This is a genomic window from Sphingobacterium detergens, assembly GCF_003610355.1.
GTDB classification, from domain to species: Bacteria; Bacteroidota; Bacteroidia; order Sphingobacteriales; family Sphingobacteriaceae; genus Sphingobacterium; species Sphingobacterium detergens.
Genome location: NZ_RAPY01000001.1, coordinates 1,852,939 through 1,870,091, shown reverse-complemented (window position 1 = coordinate 1,870,091; position 17,153 = coordinate 1,852,939). Strand labels below are relative to the sequence as shown.

Below are 17,153 nucleotides of genomic sequence, written 5' to 3'. Positions count from 1 at the left end.
ATATACCTTGTTATGCTTTCTATGTTCTTCCGACTTTTACTTTCCGGCCTTTGACTTTCTGACCGTTAGCGGCATTGATGATCGCTAAAGCCAGTTTACGTTTGACAGCAACATAAGCAATTTTGTCTTTGACTTCGATAATTCCGATATCGTCTTTTTCGATGCCATCCAGATTTAACAGAAAGCCAACAATGTCAATTTTGTTGACCTTATCCTTCCTTCCCGCGCTAACATAGAGTGTAGCGAAAGGCGAATTTTCGGGCAGGTCATAGAAGTCCGGGAACTCCTCTTCTGCCGTATCTTCCAAAATGTAAGGATAATTTTCTTCAGGTTTTAAGATGACATATACGTCACCTTTTGCCTGCATACGCGCTGTTCGTCCATTGCGGTGTGTAAAATCATCTTCTTTATGTGGAAGCTGATAGTGAATGATTGCATCCACTTCAGGAATATCCAATCCCCGAGCAGCAAGGTCTGTCGTAATCAAGACATTGTTGGAGTGGTTCCTGAATTTTAGCAGTGCCAATTCTCGGTCCTGCTGCTCCAGACCACCATGAAAGATGTCATGAATGATATTACGATTGTCCAATAGGTCGCTGATATGGTCGACAGCATCACGATGGTTGCAAAAAATAATCATTTTTTTTGTACCGATCTTGCAGATAAGTTTTAAAAGCGCTTCTAGTTTCTTTTGACTGGTGGCAACTACTTTTTTTATCGTGATCCGCGGGATATTGTTTGCATCTTTTAGGAAATCAACAGTAACGGGATCCTGAATCTGCGTAAAAGCCGGAATGGTCTCCATTGTTGTTGCAGAGGTCAATATGCGTGACTTAATTTTTGGCATGTGCCGAATGATAAAATCCATTTGCTGATGAAAGCCAAGTTCCAGGGACTTGTCAAATTCATCCAGTATGAGGGTATGGATTTGGGTCGGATCAAAATTTCCCTCTTCAAGATGCTGTTTTATTCGACCGGGGGTACCAATAAGAATAGATGGAGCATCTTTGAATGCGTTTTTTTCGATACGTGTGCTATGTCCGCCATAAGCGCAGGTCACTTTGTATCCTGTTGTCAGTTTCCGGATGACTTGCTCGATCTGTAAGGCGAGTTCACGGGTAGGGACTAAAACCAGAACCTGTACTTCACGCGGGATATCTTTTAGCTGTTGTAGTATTAATAATGAAAAGGCTAAGGTTTTTCCTGATCCTGTAGGGGAGAGCAAGATGAGATCTTTGTCTTGTTGGTAGGTGTCCAATACCTTTTGTTGCATTTCATTCAGGGATGAAATACCTAATTTGTTTAAAATAGCTTCTAGCTGCATAGCACAAAAGTACTAATTAAAACGAAAAGGTAACCCACCTCTTTCAGATGGATTACCTTTGTCAGATTTTTATAGTGGACTTTATAGCAAAGAATGCTTTTTAATGATCCAATGTATTATACTTTAATGGTATTGTTTTAGAGTATATCAATACCTTCTTCGCGCAAAGCTTGTTTTTTATCTTCTTCCCAGATACTGACCTGCACTTCGCCGATATGCTGTTTCTTAAGCATAAACATACAGACACGAGACTGACCGATACCACCGCCCATAGATTCAGGTAATTCATCGTTAAGAAGCATGCTGTGAAATGTCAGTTTGGACTTTTCGCTGCAATTTCTGATTTCCATCTGATGGGCTAACGCTGTTTTGTCGACACGGATACCCATGGATGAAAGTTCGAATGCTGAATTTAAAATTGGATTCCAAACAAGGATATCACCATTTAAACCATTGTAGCCAGCTTCATTTGTAGTACTCCAATCGTCGTAATCTGCCGCTCGACCATCATGTGCTACTCCATTGCTGAGTGCACCACCGATACCGTACAGAAATACCGCACCGTGTTCTTTTGTGATGGCATTTTCTCGTTCTTTGGCACTTAAGTCGGGGTATTTTTGCAATAACTCTTCCGAGGAGATAAATGTAATGGTCTCCGGAAGGATCGCTTTTATCTGTGGGTATTTACGCTCCACCTGTAATTCTGTAAATCGAAGTGATTCGTATATATTGAGTACCGTATCTTTTAGGAGAACCAAATTACGCTGATCTTTTCCGATTACTTTTTCCCAGTCCCATTGATCCACATAAATGGAATGTATAGGCGTGTAATCTTCGTCCGGACGAAGGGCTTTCATGTCTGTGACAATACCTTCACCCGGTAACATTTCAAGCTCTTTTAAGCGTACTCTTTTCCATTTTGCCAATGAATGAACCACGACTGCCCGTTTTTCATTTAAAGATTTGATCGGAAAGGAAACAGGGCGCTCGATGCCATTCAGATCATCGTTTAATCCTGTGCCGTCCAAGACCACCAGTGGCGACGAAATTGGAATCAGATTTAACTTGTTTTTTAATTCTTGGACAAATGTATCTTTAACGAAGCTGATAGCAACTTCGGTATTTAAAAGTTTTCTTCCCTCCATATGAGTCAATTGAAAAGCTATGTACGGATCGTTGTACATAGCATCATTTTTCTTATTCAGTTATTTGATACAAAAATATGAAAATATCATTTGCTAATATGTTTTGTTGTTATTTTTGATATTTATCTATTAAAATGTTGAAAAAATATAAATATTACAAGAAAAAGCGAATAGGTCAATATGTAATTATTAAACTATTAATTTGTCGGTGCAACTAAACGCGCCCGACAGAACAAAAAAAGCCCTGAAATAATTTTCAGGGCTTTTTTTGTTCTATGGAATGGGATCCGGTTATACCGAGAAGCTCTCGCCACAGGCACATGTACGGCTTGCATTTGGATTATGAAATTCAAATCCTTTTCCGTCCAACCCATCGGAGTAATCAAGTTCTGTTCCCGCTAAATAGAGGAATGATTTGATATCCAAACAGATTTTAACTCCTTTATCTTCGAAAAACTGGTCTCCCTTTTTTTCCTCATTATCGAAATTCAGTTTATAGCTTAAGCCTGAGCAACCACCACTTTCTACAGCAACACGCACAAAGTAATTGCCGTCATATTGCTCATCCTTCATGATTGCCTCGATACGAGTTTTTGCTTTATCAGTAACTGTAATCATAGTTGTATCTTTGTCTACAACAAAGATACATACAATCTCGCTATATTTCGCCTGCTCTTAAGTTTTTAGAATGTCATAAATTAACTGATCAAACCGGCCTTATAAAGTTGCCATATGGGTGATTGCTCTCTTATTTTTTGTACAGCTTCTTTAATCAATTGTGCGCATTGTATGATTTCTTCACCTGTGGTCAATATACTTAGGCTAAATCTGATTGCCGAAAGCGCATCTTCTTTGGTTATACCCATGGCGAGCAGTACATGTGAGGGTTCCCTTGATCCGGTAACACAGGCGGAGCCCGAAGACAGGGCCAAGCTAGGGCAAGCGGTCATAATCTCGCTTGCGAGCACATGTTTGAAACTGATATAGCTTGTCGTAGGTAATCGGGGAGTATTTTGCCCATGTATAATAATTTCAGGAATATCAGCTAGCTCGGCTTCCAATAGATCCCGATATGCTCGAACGTTGCTATAGGCTTGTGGGCTTAGCATGGAGATCGCCTTTCCAAAGCCGACGATGGCCGGAACATTGTAGGTGCCACCCCGAAAACCATTCTCCTGACCACCCCCTAAAATTAATGAAGTAAGCTGAATGGGCTTTGATTTGCGACGGATATAAAGTGCACCAATTCCTTTTGGACCATGAATTTTATGTGCACTTAGGCATAAAAGATCAATAGGAAGTCGCTGGAGGTCGATCGCAACTTTTCCGATGGCTTGTGTGGCGTCGCAAAAAAGTAGAATATCTTCTTTATGGCAGATGGAGGCCACCTGTTCAATCTCAGTCAGTACGCCAGTCTCATTATTCGCCGCCATCAGACAGATTAATATGGTTTTGGCGGTAATGGCATTTTTAAGATCATCCAAGGCTATGTGCCCCTGACTGTCAACAGGAAGATAGGTGATTTGAGCCCCTTGTTTGGTCAGTTGTTCACAGCAGCTTAATACTGCTTTATGCTCTGTAGTGGCTGTAATGATATGATTTCCTTGAGACCGGTATTTATCAAATACACCCTGCAGTACGGTATTGATGCTTTCGGTAGCTCCGGAATTGAAAAAAATTTCCCTTGGTGTACAATTTAAAGCTGCGGCGACTTGCGCTCTGCTCTGTTGAACCGCTGCATTTGCTGCTCTACCCATCTGGTGATAAACACTGGATGCATTTGCATAATTTTGGATGAAATAAGGGGTCATCTCCTGCCATACTTCATCCAAAATTCGGGTGGTTGCATTATTGTCCAAATATATGGTATCCTTCATCAGCATAAAGATAAGGATAATGGTGTTTATGCAGAAGCTTTCACATCAACTTCCTTCTTTTTGACATTGGGATCATAGCGTAGTCCCGGTGTCAACCAATACATCAAAATCACGCGTGAATATCTGTAATTGAAGGGAGACATCAACACAACGCTTAATATAGCAACAGTTGCATAAAGAATGAAGGATGAGTCATTTCCGGTAAGGATGTAAGTTGCCATACAGGCCGTCACCATCTCTGCGATGGCAAATGCATAGGTGACATACATGGCACCATAGAAATAACCCGGTTCGCGCTCATAACGGAGACCGCAATATTCACAATGACTATTCATCTTTTGAACCTTTAGACCATAGGCAGGGCCTTTATATACATGGCCGACTCTACATCTTGGACATTTTGCTTGCCATGCAGCTTTGAATTCCGATAATTCGTATTTAACTTCTTCCATAGTTATAGTTGTTTTCTGAACTCCTCGGGTGTGAGATCAGTGGATTTTTTAAAAAATTTGGTGAAATAAGAGTTGTCCTTAAATTGCAATTCATTTGCAATTTCAGTGATATTTAAATTTCGATTAATTAACAGTCGCTTTGCTTCCAGGACAATCCGGTTGCGGATGATCTCTCCAGCGGACTGGCCGATATAGGATTTACAGATCGCATTCAAGTGATTTGGGGTGATAAATAGTTGATCCGCATATACACTCGGTAATTTGGTAGATTTAAACTGTTGTTCAACCAATTGTTGAAAGCTATTGAATATTTTATGATTATAGGGGTTGCTTCCGTCTTTTTGTTCTTTTTCAGAACAAATGGAGACATATAGTAGAAATTGGAGCAGCAGTGTACGGATATAATCTTCGGATAGACCGCTGGACTTAGCCGATAAGATCTCGTCCAGAATATTCGTCGCCTGAGCGCGGCAAGGCCCCTCCAGTTCAAAAATTAAGTGCTCAATTTTACCTTGTAAAAAACTGAAACGCTCCAGATAATCTGTACGTAATAAAAACGATTGGAAATAGTCCACCGAAAAATTGACGACATAGCCCCCCTCATCGCCAACAAAATTCCAGGTATGCACTTGACCAGGTACCATGAAGTAGATTTGAAAGGGTTTAATTTTATAATGATTGAAATCGATGATGTGATCACCTGAACCTTTCGTAAATAATACAAAATGAAAAAAATTGTGCTTGTGAGGAAACACCATATTACTGTGCTTGATGACGTAATCACTTAAGTCATCAATATGGATAGTTGTTTTATTGTTGAGGTCGAGACTGCAACTATCTATAATGGGAATGGTGTTTTTTCTATTCATATTACAAAGTTAGCTCAAATATTCTTTTTATAGTGGTGTTAATTTGGTCTTTTGTGGTACTTTTCAACGATTTTAATATTTTGAATACTAAGTGGGGATGTTGGAACAATCCTTGTTCCAAAAAGCGTTGAAATATATTTAATAAACATGGAAAGTAATTTAAATAGTCTAGGGACTAGATTTGGACGATTGACCGATATCGTCATTGATTCAATACCAAGTATTATAGGTGGTATTATTTTATTGATTATTGGTAAATATGTTATCGATCTGGTTAACCGATTATTGCACAAGCGTTTTGAGAAGAGAAATGTTGATCCTTCAATACGTGCATTTATCTCGAGTATTGTGAGGATTGTGATGTGGGTGATGTTGCTATTGACCGTTGCCAGTCAGATTGGTATACAGACCACCTCCTTTATAGCGGCATTGTCTGCCTTTGGTTTGGCTGTAGGTATGGCACTTCAGGGAAGTCTAAGTAACTTTGCCGGTGGGGTGTTGATCCTGATGTTTAGACCTTTTGAGGTCGGTGACTATATCTCAAGTGCGAATGGTACGGCCGGAACTGTCGAGCGCATTGATATATTATATTCAACATTGATTGGTGACGATGGCGTACGGATCTTTAGTCCGAATGGTCCATTAGCTAATTCGGTGATCAAGAATTATACAAAAATCGTTCAACGGATGTTTGAATACACGGTGAGCATATCTTATGACAAAAATATAAAAGATGCAAAAGAGATCATTCTCAGAGTGCTTCGCTCCAATGAAAATGTGCTAACAACACCTGAACCGACGGTGTTTGTCAAAGAGTTGGGAAACAGCGCAATTGTATTGACGGTGCGCGCATGGACCAAACGGGAACATTACTGGCCAGCAAGAAATTCTATGCAGGAAAAAATTATGTTGGAATTAGAACGAAACGATATGAGTGTAGCTCCGAATCCAACACAGATTAGTATTGTCCCTAATGCAAATGATCAGGGAAGTCCGGCCAAAGCAGACGCTTAATCATCTGCCAGGGCACGAATAAGTATAAAGTACCGGTAGGCTAATATAGCCTGCTGGTACTTTTTTAGTTTAAGGGGATCCTGCTTCCCATATTTGGGAAGGATGGCTTTATTGAGCTTATTCAGGAACTGAAAGAAATATCGTTTCATTTATAGACTTCTGGATTGATAGTTTGTGGCATCTTTTCACCTTTGATCGCTGCCAATAAATTGCTTGCTGCCATTAGAGCCATATTGTCTCTGGTTTCCACAGTTGCGGATCCGATATGAGGTAGAATGCAGACATTTTCAAGATTCAGTAGTGGGTTATCTGCAGCCATGGGTTCAGGGTTTGTGACATCGAGTCCCGCTCCCCATAATTCTCCTGTGCGTAAAGCATTGGCGAGGTCTTCCTCCTGCACTAATCCGCCACGTGCCGTGTTGACCAGAATCGCGGAGTTTTTCATGCGCTTAAATGTATCCCGATTAAACCTATTGGATGTCTCCGCTGTGAGTGCAGCGTGAATGGAAAGCACATCACTTTGGGTTAGCAGATCATCAAAATTAACATATCTCGCTCCCAAGATCCGTTCGGCTTCCAAGTTCCGCCCACGGTTATAATAAATGATTTCCATATTATAGGCGGCCCTTGCTTTGCGGGCAAATTCAAGACCGATCCGTCCAAGCCCATAGATACCCAATGTTTTATTGTTGAGTTCGATACCCAGATGCGCTGTAGGGTCGAAACCTTTCCATTGGCCTTGCAAAATCTGCTTGTGGTTGAAGAAAGCTTTCCTGGAAACGGCCAACATCAATAGAAAAGCAACATCAGCTGTAGCGCCAGAAAGAACTCCTGGTGTATTGCTCACAGGGATACTATATTTCGTTGCTGCAGGGATGTCAACGTTATCATAACCTACACTCATAAGGGATAACGCTTTAAGATTGGGGCAGTTTTGGAAAAATTCTTCGTCAAACTTTTGCATACCACCATTTAATACATAATCGACCTGTTGTCCTGCCTGGATAAGTTCGGTAGGGGATAGTGGGGTAGCAGAGTCATGTATTACTACCTCATGTCCGGCAGCCGTTAATAGGTCAATACCTTTTTGTGGGATTCGTTTCGTGATAAATATCTTCATGTAAATGTAACGCTGTCGTGGAGCCTGTTGTAAAATAAAATTATGAGTGCCCAGTTTATTTGGGCTGTTAATCAAAGTTAATGGTTAACAGCTTGTGTAACAACAAAAAATTAACCCTTTTTATAACAACAAAAAAAGCTATATCGTTGTTTCGATATAGCTCTGATAATAGTATTTTGCTTTCTTTTTGAAGAGCTTTTTTATTGATTCGTATGCTTTCTTTACGGTACCAATGCGCTTACTACACGCGGTTTATTTGCCTGAAACAACCTGCAGTGAATTTTCATCGCGGTTGCTGTAAAAGGCACGAAGATCTTATTTTGTGTGAAGTAGATTGTCCAAAATGCTTTTCCCTTTATCATCGACAGAGATTGCAGTATTGGACAAGATGATAACAGCACTTTTTTTATCAGGAGACAAGGCGAGGTAGGAACTGCTTCCTGCTGTGCCACCATTGTGCCAATAAAAAGTAAGATCATCAAGTAGGTTCATGTGCCATGCCAATCCCAAGTCCGTATCAGGAGGGAGAAAGAAAGTAAATAATTTCGTGTTGGCCATCGCATTCTCTAGTGGGCTCTGTGGCATCTTAAACTGTGCATTTACAAATTTAAGCAGATCTTCCACGGTTGATTTTAATCCACCAGCAGCACTAAAAGTGTCAAAAGACCAAGGAGTTACTTCTTGCCCTTCTTTATTGTATACTTTAAAAGTATCTTTTCTTTTAGGGTCTAATACCTGAAAGGTATTATTCATATCGAGTGGTTTGAAGATGATTTCACGAACAATCTGTTCATAAGGCTTTTTGTAGATACTACAGATGATATCACCTAATATGGCATAACCCAAGTTGCTGTACTCGTATTCCTCGCCCGGTGTTTTTTTGTTTTTGAAACTGGATAAATAACTATAGAGTGCTTTTTTATCGTATCCTTTGTAAGGATCGTTTTCATTATATCCCTTTACTTTATCAAAATTGTCGGGAAGTCGTGGAAATCCCGAAGTATGGTTGGCTAACATTTGAAAAGTTATCTTCGCCAGGTCCGCATTCTTTTTCAGTGTATCTGGAAGGAATAATGATATAGGTTGGTCCAAGGTAATTGTTCCTTCCTCAACAAGATTTGATAATAGGATCGCTGTAAAGACTTTGCTGAGTGAACCAATTTCATAGGGCGAGGTTTTTGTCGGTAATGTTTGGTTACCTTTTGCAGTCTCGCCGTAAAAATAGGTTTTCGACTGCCCATTTTTAATAATACCTATCGCAAGCGACTGTGTGTTTTGTTGTTTTAAGTAAGAATTGGCAACAGAATCGATGAAAAAATCCTCTTTGTCGACAGCTTTTGAAGTGACCGTCGTCTCAATAGGTTTCTCAGCGATATTTTTGTCCGCTGTAGGTTCGTTCAGCTGACTAAAGTGTAGGGTGTTAAACTTGAGTGTCGAATCTGTCGCAAACAACACTTCATAAGCCTGATTATCAAAATCCAGACGATAGGTTGCTGTACCTTTTTCGAAATTAGTGATATCCGAACTTTTGATCCTTCCCAAAGGGTAGATCTGCCGCAGCATCTGTGTAAACTTTGGAAGACTATATTGTTGTTTATAGGAGTCGCTCGCTAGATTATAGGCAGAGTCTGTCATCTGGGAATTGATGAAAAATTCCAATCGATTGTAAACTCCTTTGTTGATCTGTTCCGCTTGATTTGTCTGAGCAAAGGAGTAAGATGTGATGCCCAACAATATTGCTGTAAAAAAATGTTTCATAACCATTGTTAGGCACAAATCTACGGAATGTTTAAATTCCAATCAATTGTTTTAATCGGGCATAGCCTGATTTACTGATATTGAGCTTCTCACCAGAGATCAGTGCAGCAATATAAGAGTCCTTTTCATAGGGCTCCAATTTAGCTAATTGATCAACTTTGATGATAAACGAACGATGGATACGTACAAACTGATTTGGATCTAGGGATTTTTCAAAAAATGCCATGGTCTTATTTTTGAGGTACATGCCATCTTTGGTATGAATTTTTACGTAGTCATCATAAGACTCCAGGTATTTGACTGTATCTATAGGGATTATTTTGATTTGTGTACCTGTTTTGACAACGATACGGTCGATCTTTGTTTCGTCTTGTGCAGCGAGGACCTCATAGTTAGGTTGGGCTTTCTTTTCGGGTGCAGAATAGCTGGATCTAAACTTTTCCAATGCTTTTTTGAAACGTGTCGGGGAGACCGGTTTTAGCAGATAATCCAGTGCATTCTTTTCAAAGGCCTTTAACGCATATTCGTCAAATGCTGTGGTGAAAATAACGGCAGGAGGGTTGTCCACCAGCTCGAGCATTTCAAAACCAGTCAATTTAGGCATTTGGACATCCAAAAAAACCAGATCAGGTTCATGTATCTGGATCGCTTTAACGCCTTCAAAACCATCTCCACACTCAGCCATAATGGTTACATCAGCTTCATTTTTTAAATAGCCCGCAATAATGGAGCGTGCTAAGGGTTCATCATCAATGATAACGACTTTAATCATATTGAGGTATTTTTAGGGTGCTAGTAAATATATTGTCCTGAATCTGGGTCTCCATAAGATCATTTCTTCCATATAAAAGATATAATCTGCGTTGAATACTGGAAAGGCCAAATCCGGTACCTTTTTTAGGACTCGATTGCTCCTCGACATCAAATGGATTGGTAATTTGAATCAGAAGTTGTCCCTCATTTGAGGTGCATTTAATTTGTATTTCGACTTGGTCGGTTATATTGTACAATCCATGCTTAATGGCATTCTCTACCAGAGGCTGGATGATCATTGCTGGCAATTTATTACTAAATATTTCCTCCGAGGAGGAGATGGAAGTATTCAGACGATGACCAAAGCGTACCTTTTCAATATCAAGATAAAGTTGTAGATGGTCCAGTTCTTCTTCCAGTGTGATAATCTGATTGTTTTCCTTTCTCATTGTACCCCGTAAAAAATCAGATAGTTGAAATGTCATATTACGTGCTTCATCCGGATTCGCGCCAATTAGAGCGATGATCGAATTTAAGCTGTTAAATAAAAAGTGTGGCTGCAGCTGCTGCCGTAGATTATAGAGTTCCGCCTCGCGAAGCAGATTTTCGGACTCTTGTTTCCGTTTGATGTTATTGATATTATCTTCCTGGATATTCCAGACAATATTGATAATAGCAACAGAAGTGAGGATAAGGAAGTTAACGATACCACGAAATGGTAGTGTTAAATCCAGTAGCGTGATAAAGTTGGGCTGAATAAAATAGCTCATTAAAAAACGGCTCAACCCTGTACTGATCGTGGCCATAATCAAGCCTATAATCAGCACCTTCCATATCTCGCGGGGTTGTGGTGTGTAGAAATTTAACGCAGAGGACATGCCATAGCAGCAAAACATCATCACAGCACTATTGATCAATGAATCTTTAAATGCCAGTTCGGAATCAAATCCTGAACGTAGCATCAGTAAATATTGTAATGCAAGATATCCGATAAATACGGATATACAAATAATGCCTATTAATCGACTTTTAACACTGAGGGACAGTTTGTTTTTCATCTATTAAGCATTCTTTATCGTTAAATTGCCCAATATACATGTACCAGTGATATAGATCTTTTTGTCGGTGTCAGGGTTGTATATCGTCTGAAATCTTCGGTCATCGACAGATCCTAAAATGGATGCTACATTGCTGAATACTGTCCAATGTGGTGGGATAATAATACGTGCGCTGCCAAATAACTGAAATGTATCGATGACAATAGGCTGTTGGATATCTGCCTTTGTTAGATCCAATTCAATACTTCCGAAGACGTTGGTCAAATTTCCACCTCTAAATTGCTTGGAATAAATGACTTTCTTTTGGCCTGCAAAAATCGTATTCAGATTAAGGCTGTCCTCAAAAGACTGATGAAATGAACTATTCTCTTTGTTGCCAAAAGCCTGCGCGTTAGGCGAGGCTTGTTGGCTTGATCCGTATTGTTCGTTAAAAGGTTTTGCCTCGGCATCGGGTGCTGTGGCGTCCGCCGGAGTATCTGTTGGACTATTGACACGTTTATCCCAATCGTAAGGATTCTGTGGCGGATTAGGGTAGGTAGGCGGAACCATCGGCGGTTTCCGTTTACTCATGATAAAATAAATCCCAAGCGAAATGATGATAATAGGGACGGTTACTGATCCAAAGTCCGTACGCATCATTCGGGAAATCAGGCTGGCACCACCGATAATCAATAAGATGATTGCCGATTTTTTCTGAAATTGAGAGTTTACGCCAATCACTAAACCAATAATGATCAATATTGTCGGCCAGCTAAATAACCAGTCCGGAAACCAGTCTCCTAAATTCAGGTTATTCAATAATAAGAATATACCTACGATGATGACAATGGCCCCCACGATATTGCGGCTGTTATTGCTGTTTGGTATGATAGGTTCTTTTTCCATAATGTTTTTACTATTTATGACTCAAAGATAGAGGCACAAATAAACTATGCATATTCGCTTTAGGTAATACAACTTATATTTTCGGTAAATGTACTGATTTCGTCGGTAAAAAATCTTGTTGTTTAATTTTTATCGGCTATCGATGGAATGAATATGCCATTTTTACGGTTTATTGTCTTTTTTTTTAATATTATTTGGTGTATTAAAATGAATTATTATATATTTATCAAAGATTAAGATTACTTTAAACTTAAATAACAACCAATGGGAGATTTTGAAAACAAAGAGCGTGAAGAGGTTTTTTCAAAAAAGGTGAGAGCAGGTAAGCGAACTTATTTTTTTGATGTAAAAGCAACTCGATCGAACGATTACTACATTACTATCACAGAAAGCAAGAAGCGCTTTGAGGATGGCCAGTTTATTAAGCATAAGATTTTCTTATACAAAGAAGATTTTGAGAAGTTTGCGGAGGGTTTGACAGATGTTGTAAATTACATTAAGTCTAACCAGGAAGTAATCGAAAAACGTTATGAGCCTAACTTTGACGATGCGTACGCTGAAGAAGCCGATAGTCGTTCAAAAGATGATTTTTCGTTCTAACGTATCCAGGATGAAATCTCAATGAAAAAAAGAAATAAAGCCACTCGCGTGGCTTTTTTTATATTCGGACTTTCCTTAGTTCTTATTTTTATGATCGCTTCACTGTAACGCGGTCTTTATATACTGGCTAAAAATTCATTCAATACCCTATTGAACTTTTCGGGTTCTTCAAGATTGGGTAGATGCCCGGATTCTTCAAACTCCATAAACCTAACATCAGGGATATTTTCGATAAGAATGCTGGTCTGCTCTTCGCTCATCAATTTATCATGTTTACCTTTAATGACCAATGTAGGGATAATAATCGTTTTCAAGGAATGTGTAGTATCTGTACGGGAAGCCAAGGCAAGCTGGGTTGCGCATATACTGGAAAGCTCATTTCTGCGGATACAGCTCTTGATGAGTTCGACGGCCTCAGGGTTTTCCCGGATTGTTTTTTCATAAAACACATTTTCCGTAAAGCCGATGGCAAATGGTCTTCGACCATATTTAAGCAATGCTTGTATGGAATCAAATCGTTTTTGTTTGCCTTTATTGTCATCCGCAAGGGAGTTGGTGTCACATAAAATCAATCCGGCGAGCTGCTGACCGATCAGTTCATAGGTGCGCAAGGCGATATAGCCACCCATGGAGATACCGCAGAGCACAACATGATTGAGATCCAATTTCCGGATAAATTCAACAAGATCTTTTGCAAACACATCGACAGAAAAGAAACCATGTCCATTTGTACTGAGTCCATGCCCTCTGACATCCAGGGCAATCCCAGTGTATTCCTCGTCAAGATGTAACAATTGTTGTTTCCAGGTGTTCTTATTGAAAGGAAACCCATGAATAAATAACACGGTTTTAGGGGCAGGGTATGTTGTACTGGGACGGATATAATAGGAGATGCTGATATCTCCAATGCGGATTTTGCTGAGTTTTAATTCTCTTTTGCTCATGAATAATAACATTTGTCAGTGTCTGAAAAAAAAAGTTGATATTTTAAATATAATATTATCAACGAGATAAACGAAATGTTGTTTCATAAAGTTAAAAAAAGAGAAAAAATGTTTGTTAAATCGATAAATATAACGATATTTGCATCACCAAAACGGAAAAGGATACGGATTTGTTTTGGTTGCCCAGCGCACCTAGCTCAATTGGATAGAGCATCTGACTACGAATCAGAAGGTTAGGGGTTCGACTCCCTTGGCGCGCACAATATACAGTCCCTGTATTATTAAAAAGAGGCATTCCTAGCTCAATTGGATAGAGCGTCTGACTACGGATCAGAAGGTTAGGGGTTCGACTCCCTTGGAGTGCACAAAAAGCCAATCTCGAAGATTGGCTTTTTTTATAAAAGAAGGTGAAGTAAGCGTAGAGTGTTGAGGGGGATGGAAACTTCTTTTTGAAAAAAAGTTTGTAAAAAAATGAATTCTGACTATATTTGCGTCACCAAAACAAATGGGACAGAGTTCTAAACGTAATGGTTTACTGCGCTCCTAGCTCAATTGGATAGAGCATCTGACTACGGATCAGAAGGTTAGGGGTTCGACTCCCTTGGAGCGCACGACTGAAAAGCCTAGTCATCATCTGTGATTAGGCTTTTATTTTTTAACTCGTTTTAATTTCTTAAATAAAACTATGCTAAACCTTGTAATATTTGGCCCTCCGGGTGCAGGTAAGGGAACTCAATCTGCAAAGCTTATTGAAAAATATCAATTGATTCATATTTCAACTGGTGATATTTTTAGAGCACATATTAAAGGTCAAACGCCACTTGGTCAACAAGTAAGCCAGATTATTGCTGAGGGAAATTTAGTGCCAGATTCGATTACGATAGCAATGCTGGAAGAGGAAGTGAAAAAGAATCCTGAAGCAAAAGGATTTATTTTTGACGGATTTCCGCGTACCGTTGCCCAAGCTGAGGCATTGGATGCTTTTTTGGAAGGTGTCAACACGTCAATCTCAGTTGTAATCGCACTAGATGTAAATGAAGACGAACTGAAAGCGCGTATCGCTAAACGTAGAGAGATCTCTGGCCGTTCAGATGACGATGCTGATAAATTGGTAAAACGCATTGATGAGTATTTTACAAAAACAATTCATGTGTTACCTTATTACGAAGCGCAAGGTAAATTATCCAAGGTAGATGGGATCGGTGATATCGATACAATCTTTAAAAACCTAACGGATATTATCGATAATTATTAATTGAAATAAATACTTTTTTAGACTGTAATACATTGTAAATGGCGCAAGGATCGAATTTTGTTGATTATGTGAAAGTGTGTTGTCGTTCGGGACATGGTGGGGCAGGTTCGGCTCATTTGCATCGTGACAAGCACACAGCTACAGGAGGACCTGATGGTGGTGATGGCGGTCGTGGAGGACATATTATCCTGAAAGGAACGACTAATATTTGGACATTACTTCATTTGAAGTACCGTAAGCATATCATCGCTTCCAATGGTGAATCAGGTGGTAGTTCGCTACGGACAGGTGCCACTGGTCATGATGAAATATTGGAGGTGCCACTGGGTACCATTGCCAAGGACGCAGAGACTGGAGAGGTGTTGTTTGATATTACCGAAGATGGTGAGACCAAGATCCTGGTTCCAGGAGGAAAGGGTGGTTTAGGTAACTGGCATTTTAAGTCGCCTACGAAACAAACCCCTCGATTTTCGCAACCAGGGATGCCAGGCAAAGAGCAATGGATGATTCTCGAGCTTAAGGTACTAGCAGACGTTGGTCTGGTAGGTTTTCCGAATGCAGGTAAATCAACCTTGTTGTCCGTAGTCTCAGCCGCAAAACCTGAAATTGCCAATTATCCATTTACCACATTGGTGCCTAATCTCGGTATGGTGAGTTATCGCGATAACCGCTCGTTTGTGATGGCCGATATTCCGGGGATCATTGAGGGTGCTTCGGAAGGGAAGGGGCTTGGTTATCGTTTCTTAAGACACATTGAACGCAATTCAGTATTGTTATTTATGGTGCCTGCTGATACAGACCGCACCATAGCAGAAGAGTATGGTATTTTACTGAATGAATTGACAGCATATAATCCCGAATTAGCAGATAAACCCAAGTTATTGGCGATTACAAAGTCTGATATGCTTGATGATGAACTTGAGAAGGAAATGGAACAGCAGCTTCCTGAGGGGCTTCCGCATATTTTCATCTCATCCGTCAGTGGTAAAAATATTCTGCCATTGAAAGATATGATCTGGAAAGCAATAAACTCTTAATAGCTAGCAAAATATATAAAAACGCTTCATTTATGAAGCGTTTTTTTTTGATATCACTTTTGATATTATTTTCCGACTTAAGTGTCAACCTCATTGAACTTTTCGCTCTTCCCCAGGTATCCTGTTGTAGCCCCGTTGCAAAGCATGTGAATTGAAGTTGAATTTGGAAAGTCTCCCATTGGGAGTGTTATTGTAGACCATGAGAGAATAGAGGGGCAGTTTACGTTGCTGTACTCTTTGATATATTGTAATGGCTTTTCTGTGTTGACTGTGGTATCGTGAAAAAAATATATTTTTTCAGAGTTTTTTGCTAATTTCATTGACAAATTAATCTAAAATGAAAACAGAAGACGAAAAATATTGTGTGGAATGTGGTCAGGTAATTAATGTCAAAGCTGAGGTCTGTCCTCTCTGTGGCGCGAAACAACCTATATTCTACGCGAACCAACCTTTCCAGCAGAATCGCAGTATACAGGATGATCGCTGGTTGCCCGCTTTATTATTTTGTTTGTTTCTTGGCCCCTTCGGTGGACATCGTTTCTATTTGGGACAGATCGGAACAGCGGTTCTCCAGTTGGTTACTCTGGGTGGATGTGGGATCTGGTCGCTTATAGATCTGATCATGATCATTGTTGGGAAATACAAGGATAAAGATGGTCAATACATCAAAAGTCCGGTAAACAATAATTAATGGCTTGGCTTGTGCTGAAATACCTGCGAGTGCACTGGATTTACACCATTGTCATAGGGTATTTTGGCACTGCTATCGCATTGTATATGCTGTCGGATATTCATATCCTCATTCCTTGTCTCTGGAAGGCAATTACCGGATATGAATGTCCCGGTTGCGGAATGACAACTGCTTTTATCGCCTTGTTACAGATGAAATGGGAGGATGCCTGGTCTGCAAATCCAATGATTTTTGGACTTGTTCCTGTATTGATCTTTTTGATTTTAAGAGACTTTCATCGATTTATACATAGGCAAACAGGCTCCATGTAAAATAATTGAAAAATGTTTTTCACTTTTAACTGATATGTCGTAACTTTGTCTCCCGTGAAA

Annotated in this window: 20 protein-coding genes and 3 tRNA genes; 9 read left to right on the top strand and 14 right to left on the bottom strand. The window is 39.8% G+C overall.

Annotation, left to right across the window (positions count from 1 at the left end; all coding sequences use genetic code 11):
- Nucleotides 1-19: 19 nt before the first annotated feature.
- From DFQ12_RS08245 to DFQ12_RS08220, 6 genes are all read right to left on the bottom strand, one after another.
- Nucleotides 20-1,324, bottom strand: coding sequence for a DEAD/DEAH box helicase (locus DFQ12_RS08245; RefSeq protein WP_120258466.1), 1,305 nt, complete (start codon nt 1,322-1,324; stop codon nt 20-22).
- A 137-nt stretch (nt 1,325-1,461) separates the two neighbouring features.
- Nucleotides 1,462-2,469, bottom strand: a complete 1,008-nt coding sequence (gene asnA, locus DFQ12_RS08240; protein ID WP_120259273.1) for an aspartate--ammonia ligase — start codon at nt 2,467-2,469, stop codon at nt 1,462-1,464.
- 291 nt (nt 2,470-2,760) lie between these two features.
- Nucleotides 2,761-3,087 carry a HesB/IscA family protein gene (locus tag DFQ12_RS08235; protein WP_120258465.1) on the bottom strand — a complete coding sequence of 109 codons (327 nt, stop codon included), beginning with the start codon at nt 3,085-3,087 and terminating at the stop codon, nt 2,761-2,763.
- A gap of 80 nt (nt 3,088-3,167) precedes the next feature.
- Nucleotides 3,168-4,346 carry a cysteine desulfurase family protein gene (locus DFQ12_RS08230; RefSeq protein WP_120258464.1) on the bottom strand — a complete coding sequence of 393 codons (1,179 nt, stop codon included), beginning with the start codon at nt 4,344-4,346 and terminating at the stop codon, nt 3,168-3,170.
- Nucleotides 4,347-4,372: 26 nt separating this feature from the next.
- A complete protein-coding gene (locus DFQ12_RS08225; RefSeq protein ID WP_120258463.1) occupies nt 4,373-4,798 on the bottom strand; it encodes a DUF983 domain-containing protein in 426 nt (141 codons plus the stop codon).
- 2 nt (nt 4,799-4,800) lie between these two features.
- Nucleotides 4,801-5,667, bottom strand: coding sequence for a helix-turn-helix domain-containing protein (locus DFQ12_RS08220; RefSeq protein WP_120258462.1), 867 nt, complete (start codon nt 5,665-5,667; stop codon nt 4,801-4,803).
- 147 nt (nt 5,668-5,814) lie between these two features.
- Here DFQ12_RS08220 and DFQ12_RS08215 point away from each other — a divergent pair, with 147 nt between their 5' ends.
- Complete coding sequence (locus DFQ12_RS08215; protein WP_120258461.1) at nt 5,815-6,681, top strand: mechanosensitive ion channel family protein; 867 nt, start codon at nt 5,815-5,817, stop codon at nt 6,679-6,681.
- On the opposite strand, the gene DFQ12_RS28080 is transcribed toward DFQ12_RS08215, so the two are convergent.
- The 6 genes from DFQ12_RS28080 to DFQ12_RS08190 form a co-directional block, all read right to left on the bottom strand.
- Complete coding sequence (locus DFQ12_RS28080; protein ID WP_167457211.1) at nt 6,678-6,830, bottom strand: hypothetical protein; 153 nt, start codon at nt 6,828-6,830, stop codon at nt 6,678-6,680. The two genes, DFQ12_RS08215 and DFQ12_RS28080, sit on opposite strands and share 4 nt — an antisense overlap.
- Nucleotides 6,827-7,801 carry a 2-hydroxyacid dehydrogenase gene (locus DFQ12_RS08210; RefSeq protein ID WP_120258460.1) on the bottom strand — a complete coding sequence of 325 codons (975 nt, stop codon included), beginning with the start codon at nt 7,799-7,801 and terminating at the stop codon, nt 6,827-6,829. The genes DFQ12_RS28080 and DFQ12_RS08210 overlap by 4 nt, the downstream gene beginning before the upstream one ends.
- Nucleotides 7,802-8,116: 315 nt before the next feature.
- Nucleotides 8,117-9,559, bottom strand: a complete 1,443-nt coding sequence (locus tag DFQ12_RS08205; protein WP_167457210.1) for a serine hydrolase domain-containing protein — start codon at nt 9,557-9,559, stop codon at nt 8,117-8,119.
- A gap of 31 nt (nt 9,560-9,590) precedes the next feature.
- Nucleotides 9,591-10,331, bottom strand: coding sequence for a LytR/AlgR family response regulator transcription factor (locus DFQ12_RS08200; protein WP_120258458.1), 741 nt, complete (start codon nt 10,329-10,331; stop codon nt 9,591-9,593).
- A complete protein-coding gene (locus tag DFQ12_RS08195; protein ID WP_120258457.1) occupies nt 10,324-11,370 on the bottom strand; it encodes a sensor histidine kinase in 1,047 nt (348 codons plus the stop codon). The genes DFQ12_RS08200 and DFQ12_RS08195 overlap by 8 nt, the downstream gene beginning before the upstream one ends.
- 3 nt (nt 11,371-11,373) lie before the next feature.
- Nucleotides 11,374-12,255 carry a LiaF transmembrane domain-containing protein gene (locus DFQ12_RS08190; RefSeq protein ID WP_244211696.1) on the bottom strand — a complete coding sequence of 294 codons (882 nt, stop codon included), beginning with the start codon at nt 12,253-12,255 and terminating at the stop codon, nt 11,374-11,376.
- Between the two features lie 264 nt (nt 12,256-12,519).
- Here DFQ12_RS08190 and DFQ12_RS08185 point away from each other — a divergent pair, with 264 nt between their 5' ends.
- Nucleotides 12,520-12,855 (top strand): DUF3276 family protein, encoded by a 336-nt coding sequence (locus DFQ12_RS08185; protein ID WP_104382695.1) that lies wholly within the window; start codon nt 12,520-12,522, stop codon nt 12,853-12,855.
- 116 nt (nt 12,856-12,971) lie between these two features.
- Here the strand turns inward: DFQ12_RS08185 and DFQ12_RS08180 are convergent, their stop codons facing one another.
- Nucleotides 12,972-13,799, bottom strand: coding sequence for an alpha/beta fold hydrolase (locus DFQ12_RS08180; RefSeq protein ID WP_120258456.1), 828 nt, complete (start codon nt 13,797-13,799; stop codon nt 12,972-12,974).
- Between the two features lie 186 nt (nt 13,800-13,985).
- Here DFQ12_RS08180 and DFQ12_RS08175 point away from each other — a divergent pair.
- From DFQ12_RS08175 to obgE, 5 genes are all read left to right on the top strand, one after another.
- Nucleotides 13,986-14,059 (top strand) — tRNA-Arg (locus DFQ12_RS08175).
- 31 nt (nt 14,060-14,090) lie between these two features.
- Nucleotides 14,091-14,164 (top strand) — tRNA-Arg (locus tag DFQ12_RS08170).
- A gap of 172 nt (nt 14,165-14,336) precedes the next feature.
- Nucleotides 14,337-14,410, top strand: a tRNA-Arg gene (locus tag DFQ12_RS08165).
- A gap of 74 nt (nt 14,411-14,484) precedes the next feature.
- Nucleotides 14,485-15,054, top strand: coding sequence for an adenylate kinase (locus DFQ12_RS08160; RefSeq protein ID WP_120258455.1), 570 nt, complete (start codon nt 14,485-14,487; stop codon nt 15,052-15,054).
- A gap of 38 nt (nt 15,055-15,092) precedes the next feature.
- Entirely contained in the window at nt 15,093-16,091 is a 999-nt protein-coding gene (gene obgE, locus DFQ12_RS08155) for a GTPase ObgE (RefSeq protein WP_120258454.1), read from the top strand.
- A 77-nt stretch (nt 16,092-16,168) separates the two neighbouring features.
- Here the strand turns inward: obgE and DFQ12_RS27920 are convergent, their stop codons facing one another.
- Nucleotides 16,169-16,411, bottom strand: a complete 243-nt coding sequence (locus DFQ12_RS27920; RefSeq protein WP_147420355.1) for a hypothetical protein — start codon at nt 16,409-16,411, stop codon at nt 16,169-16,171.
- Between the two features lie 17 nt (nt 16,412-16,428).
- Here DFQ12_RS27920 and DFQ12_RS08150 point away from each other — a divergent pair, with 17 nt between their 5' ends.
- Entirely contained in the window at nt 16,429-16,782 is a 354-nt protein-coding gene (locus DFQ12_RS08150; protein WP_120258453.1) for a TM2 domain-containing protein, read from the top strand.
- On the top strand, nt 16,782-17,093 hold the full coding sequence (locus DFQ12_RS08145; protein WP_120258452.1) for a DUF2752 domain-containing protein: 312 nt from the start codon (nt 16,782-16,784) through the stop codon (nt 17,091-17,093). The genes DFQ12_RS08150 and DFQ12_RS08145 overlap by 1 nt, the downstream gene beginning before the upstream one ends.
- The last annotated feature ends 60 nt before the right edge of the window (nt 17,094-17,153 follow it).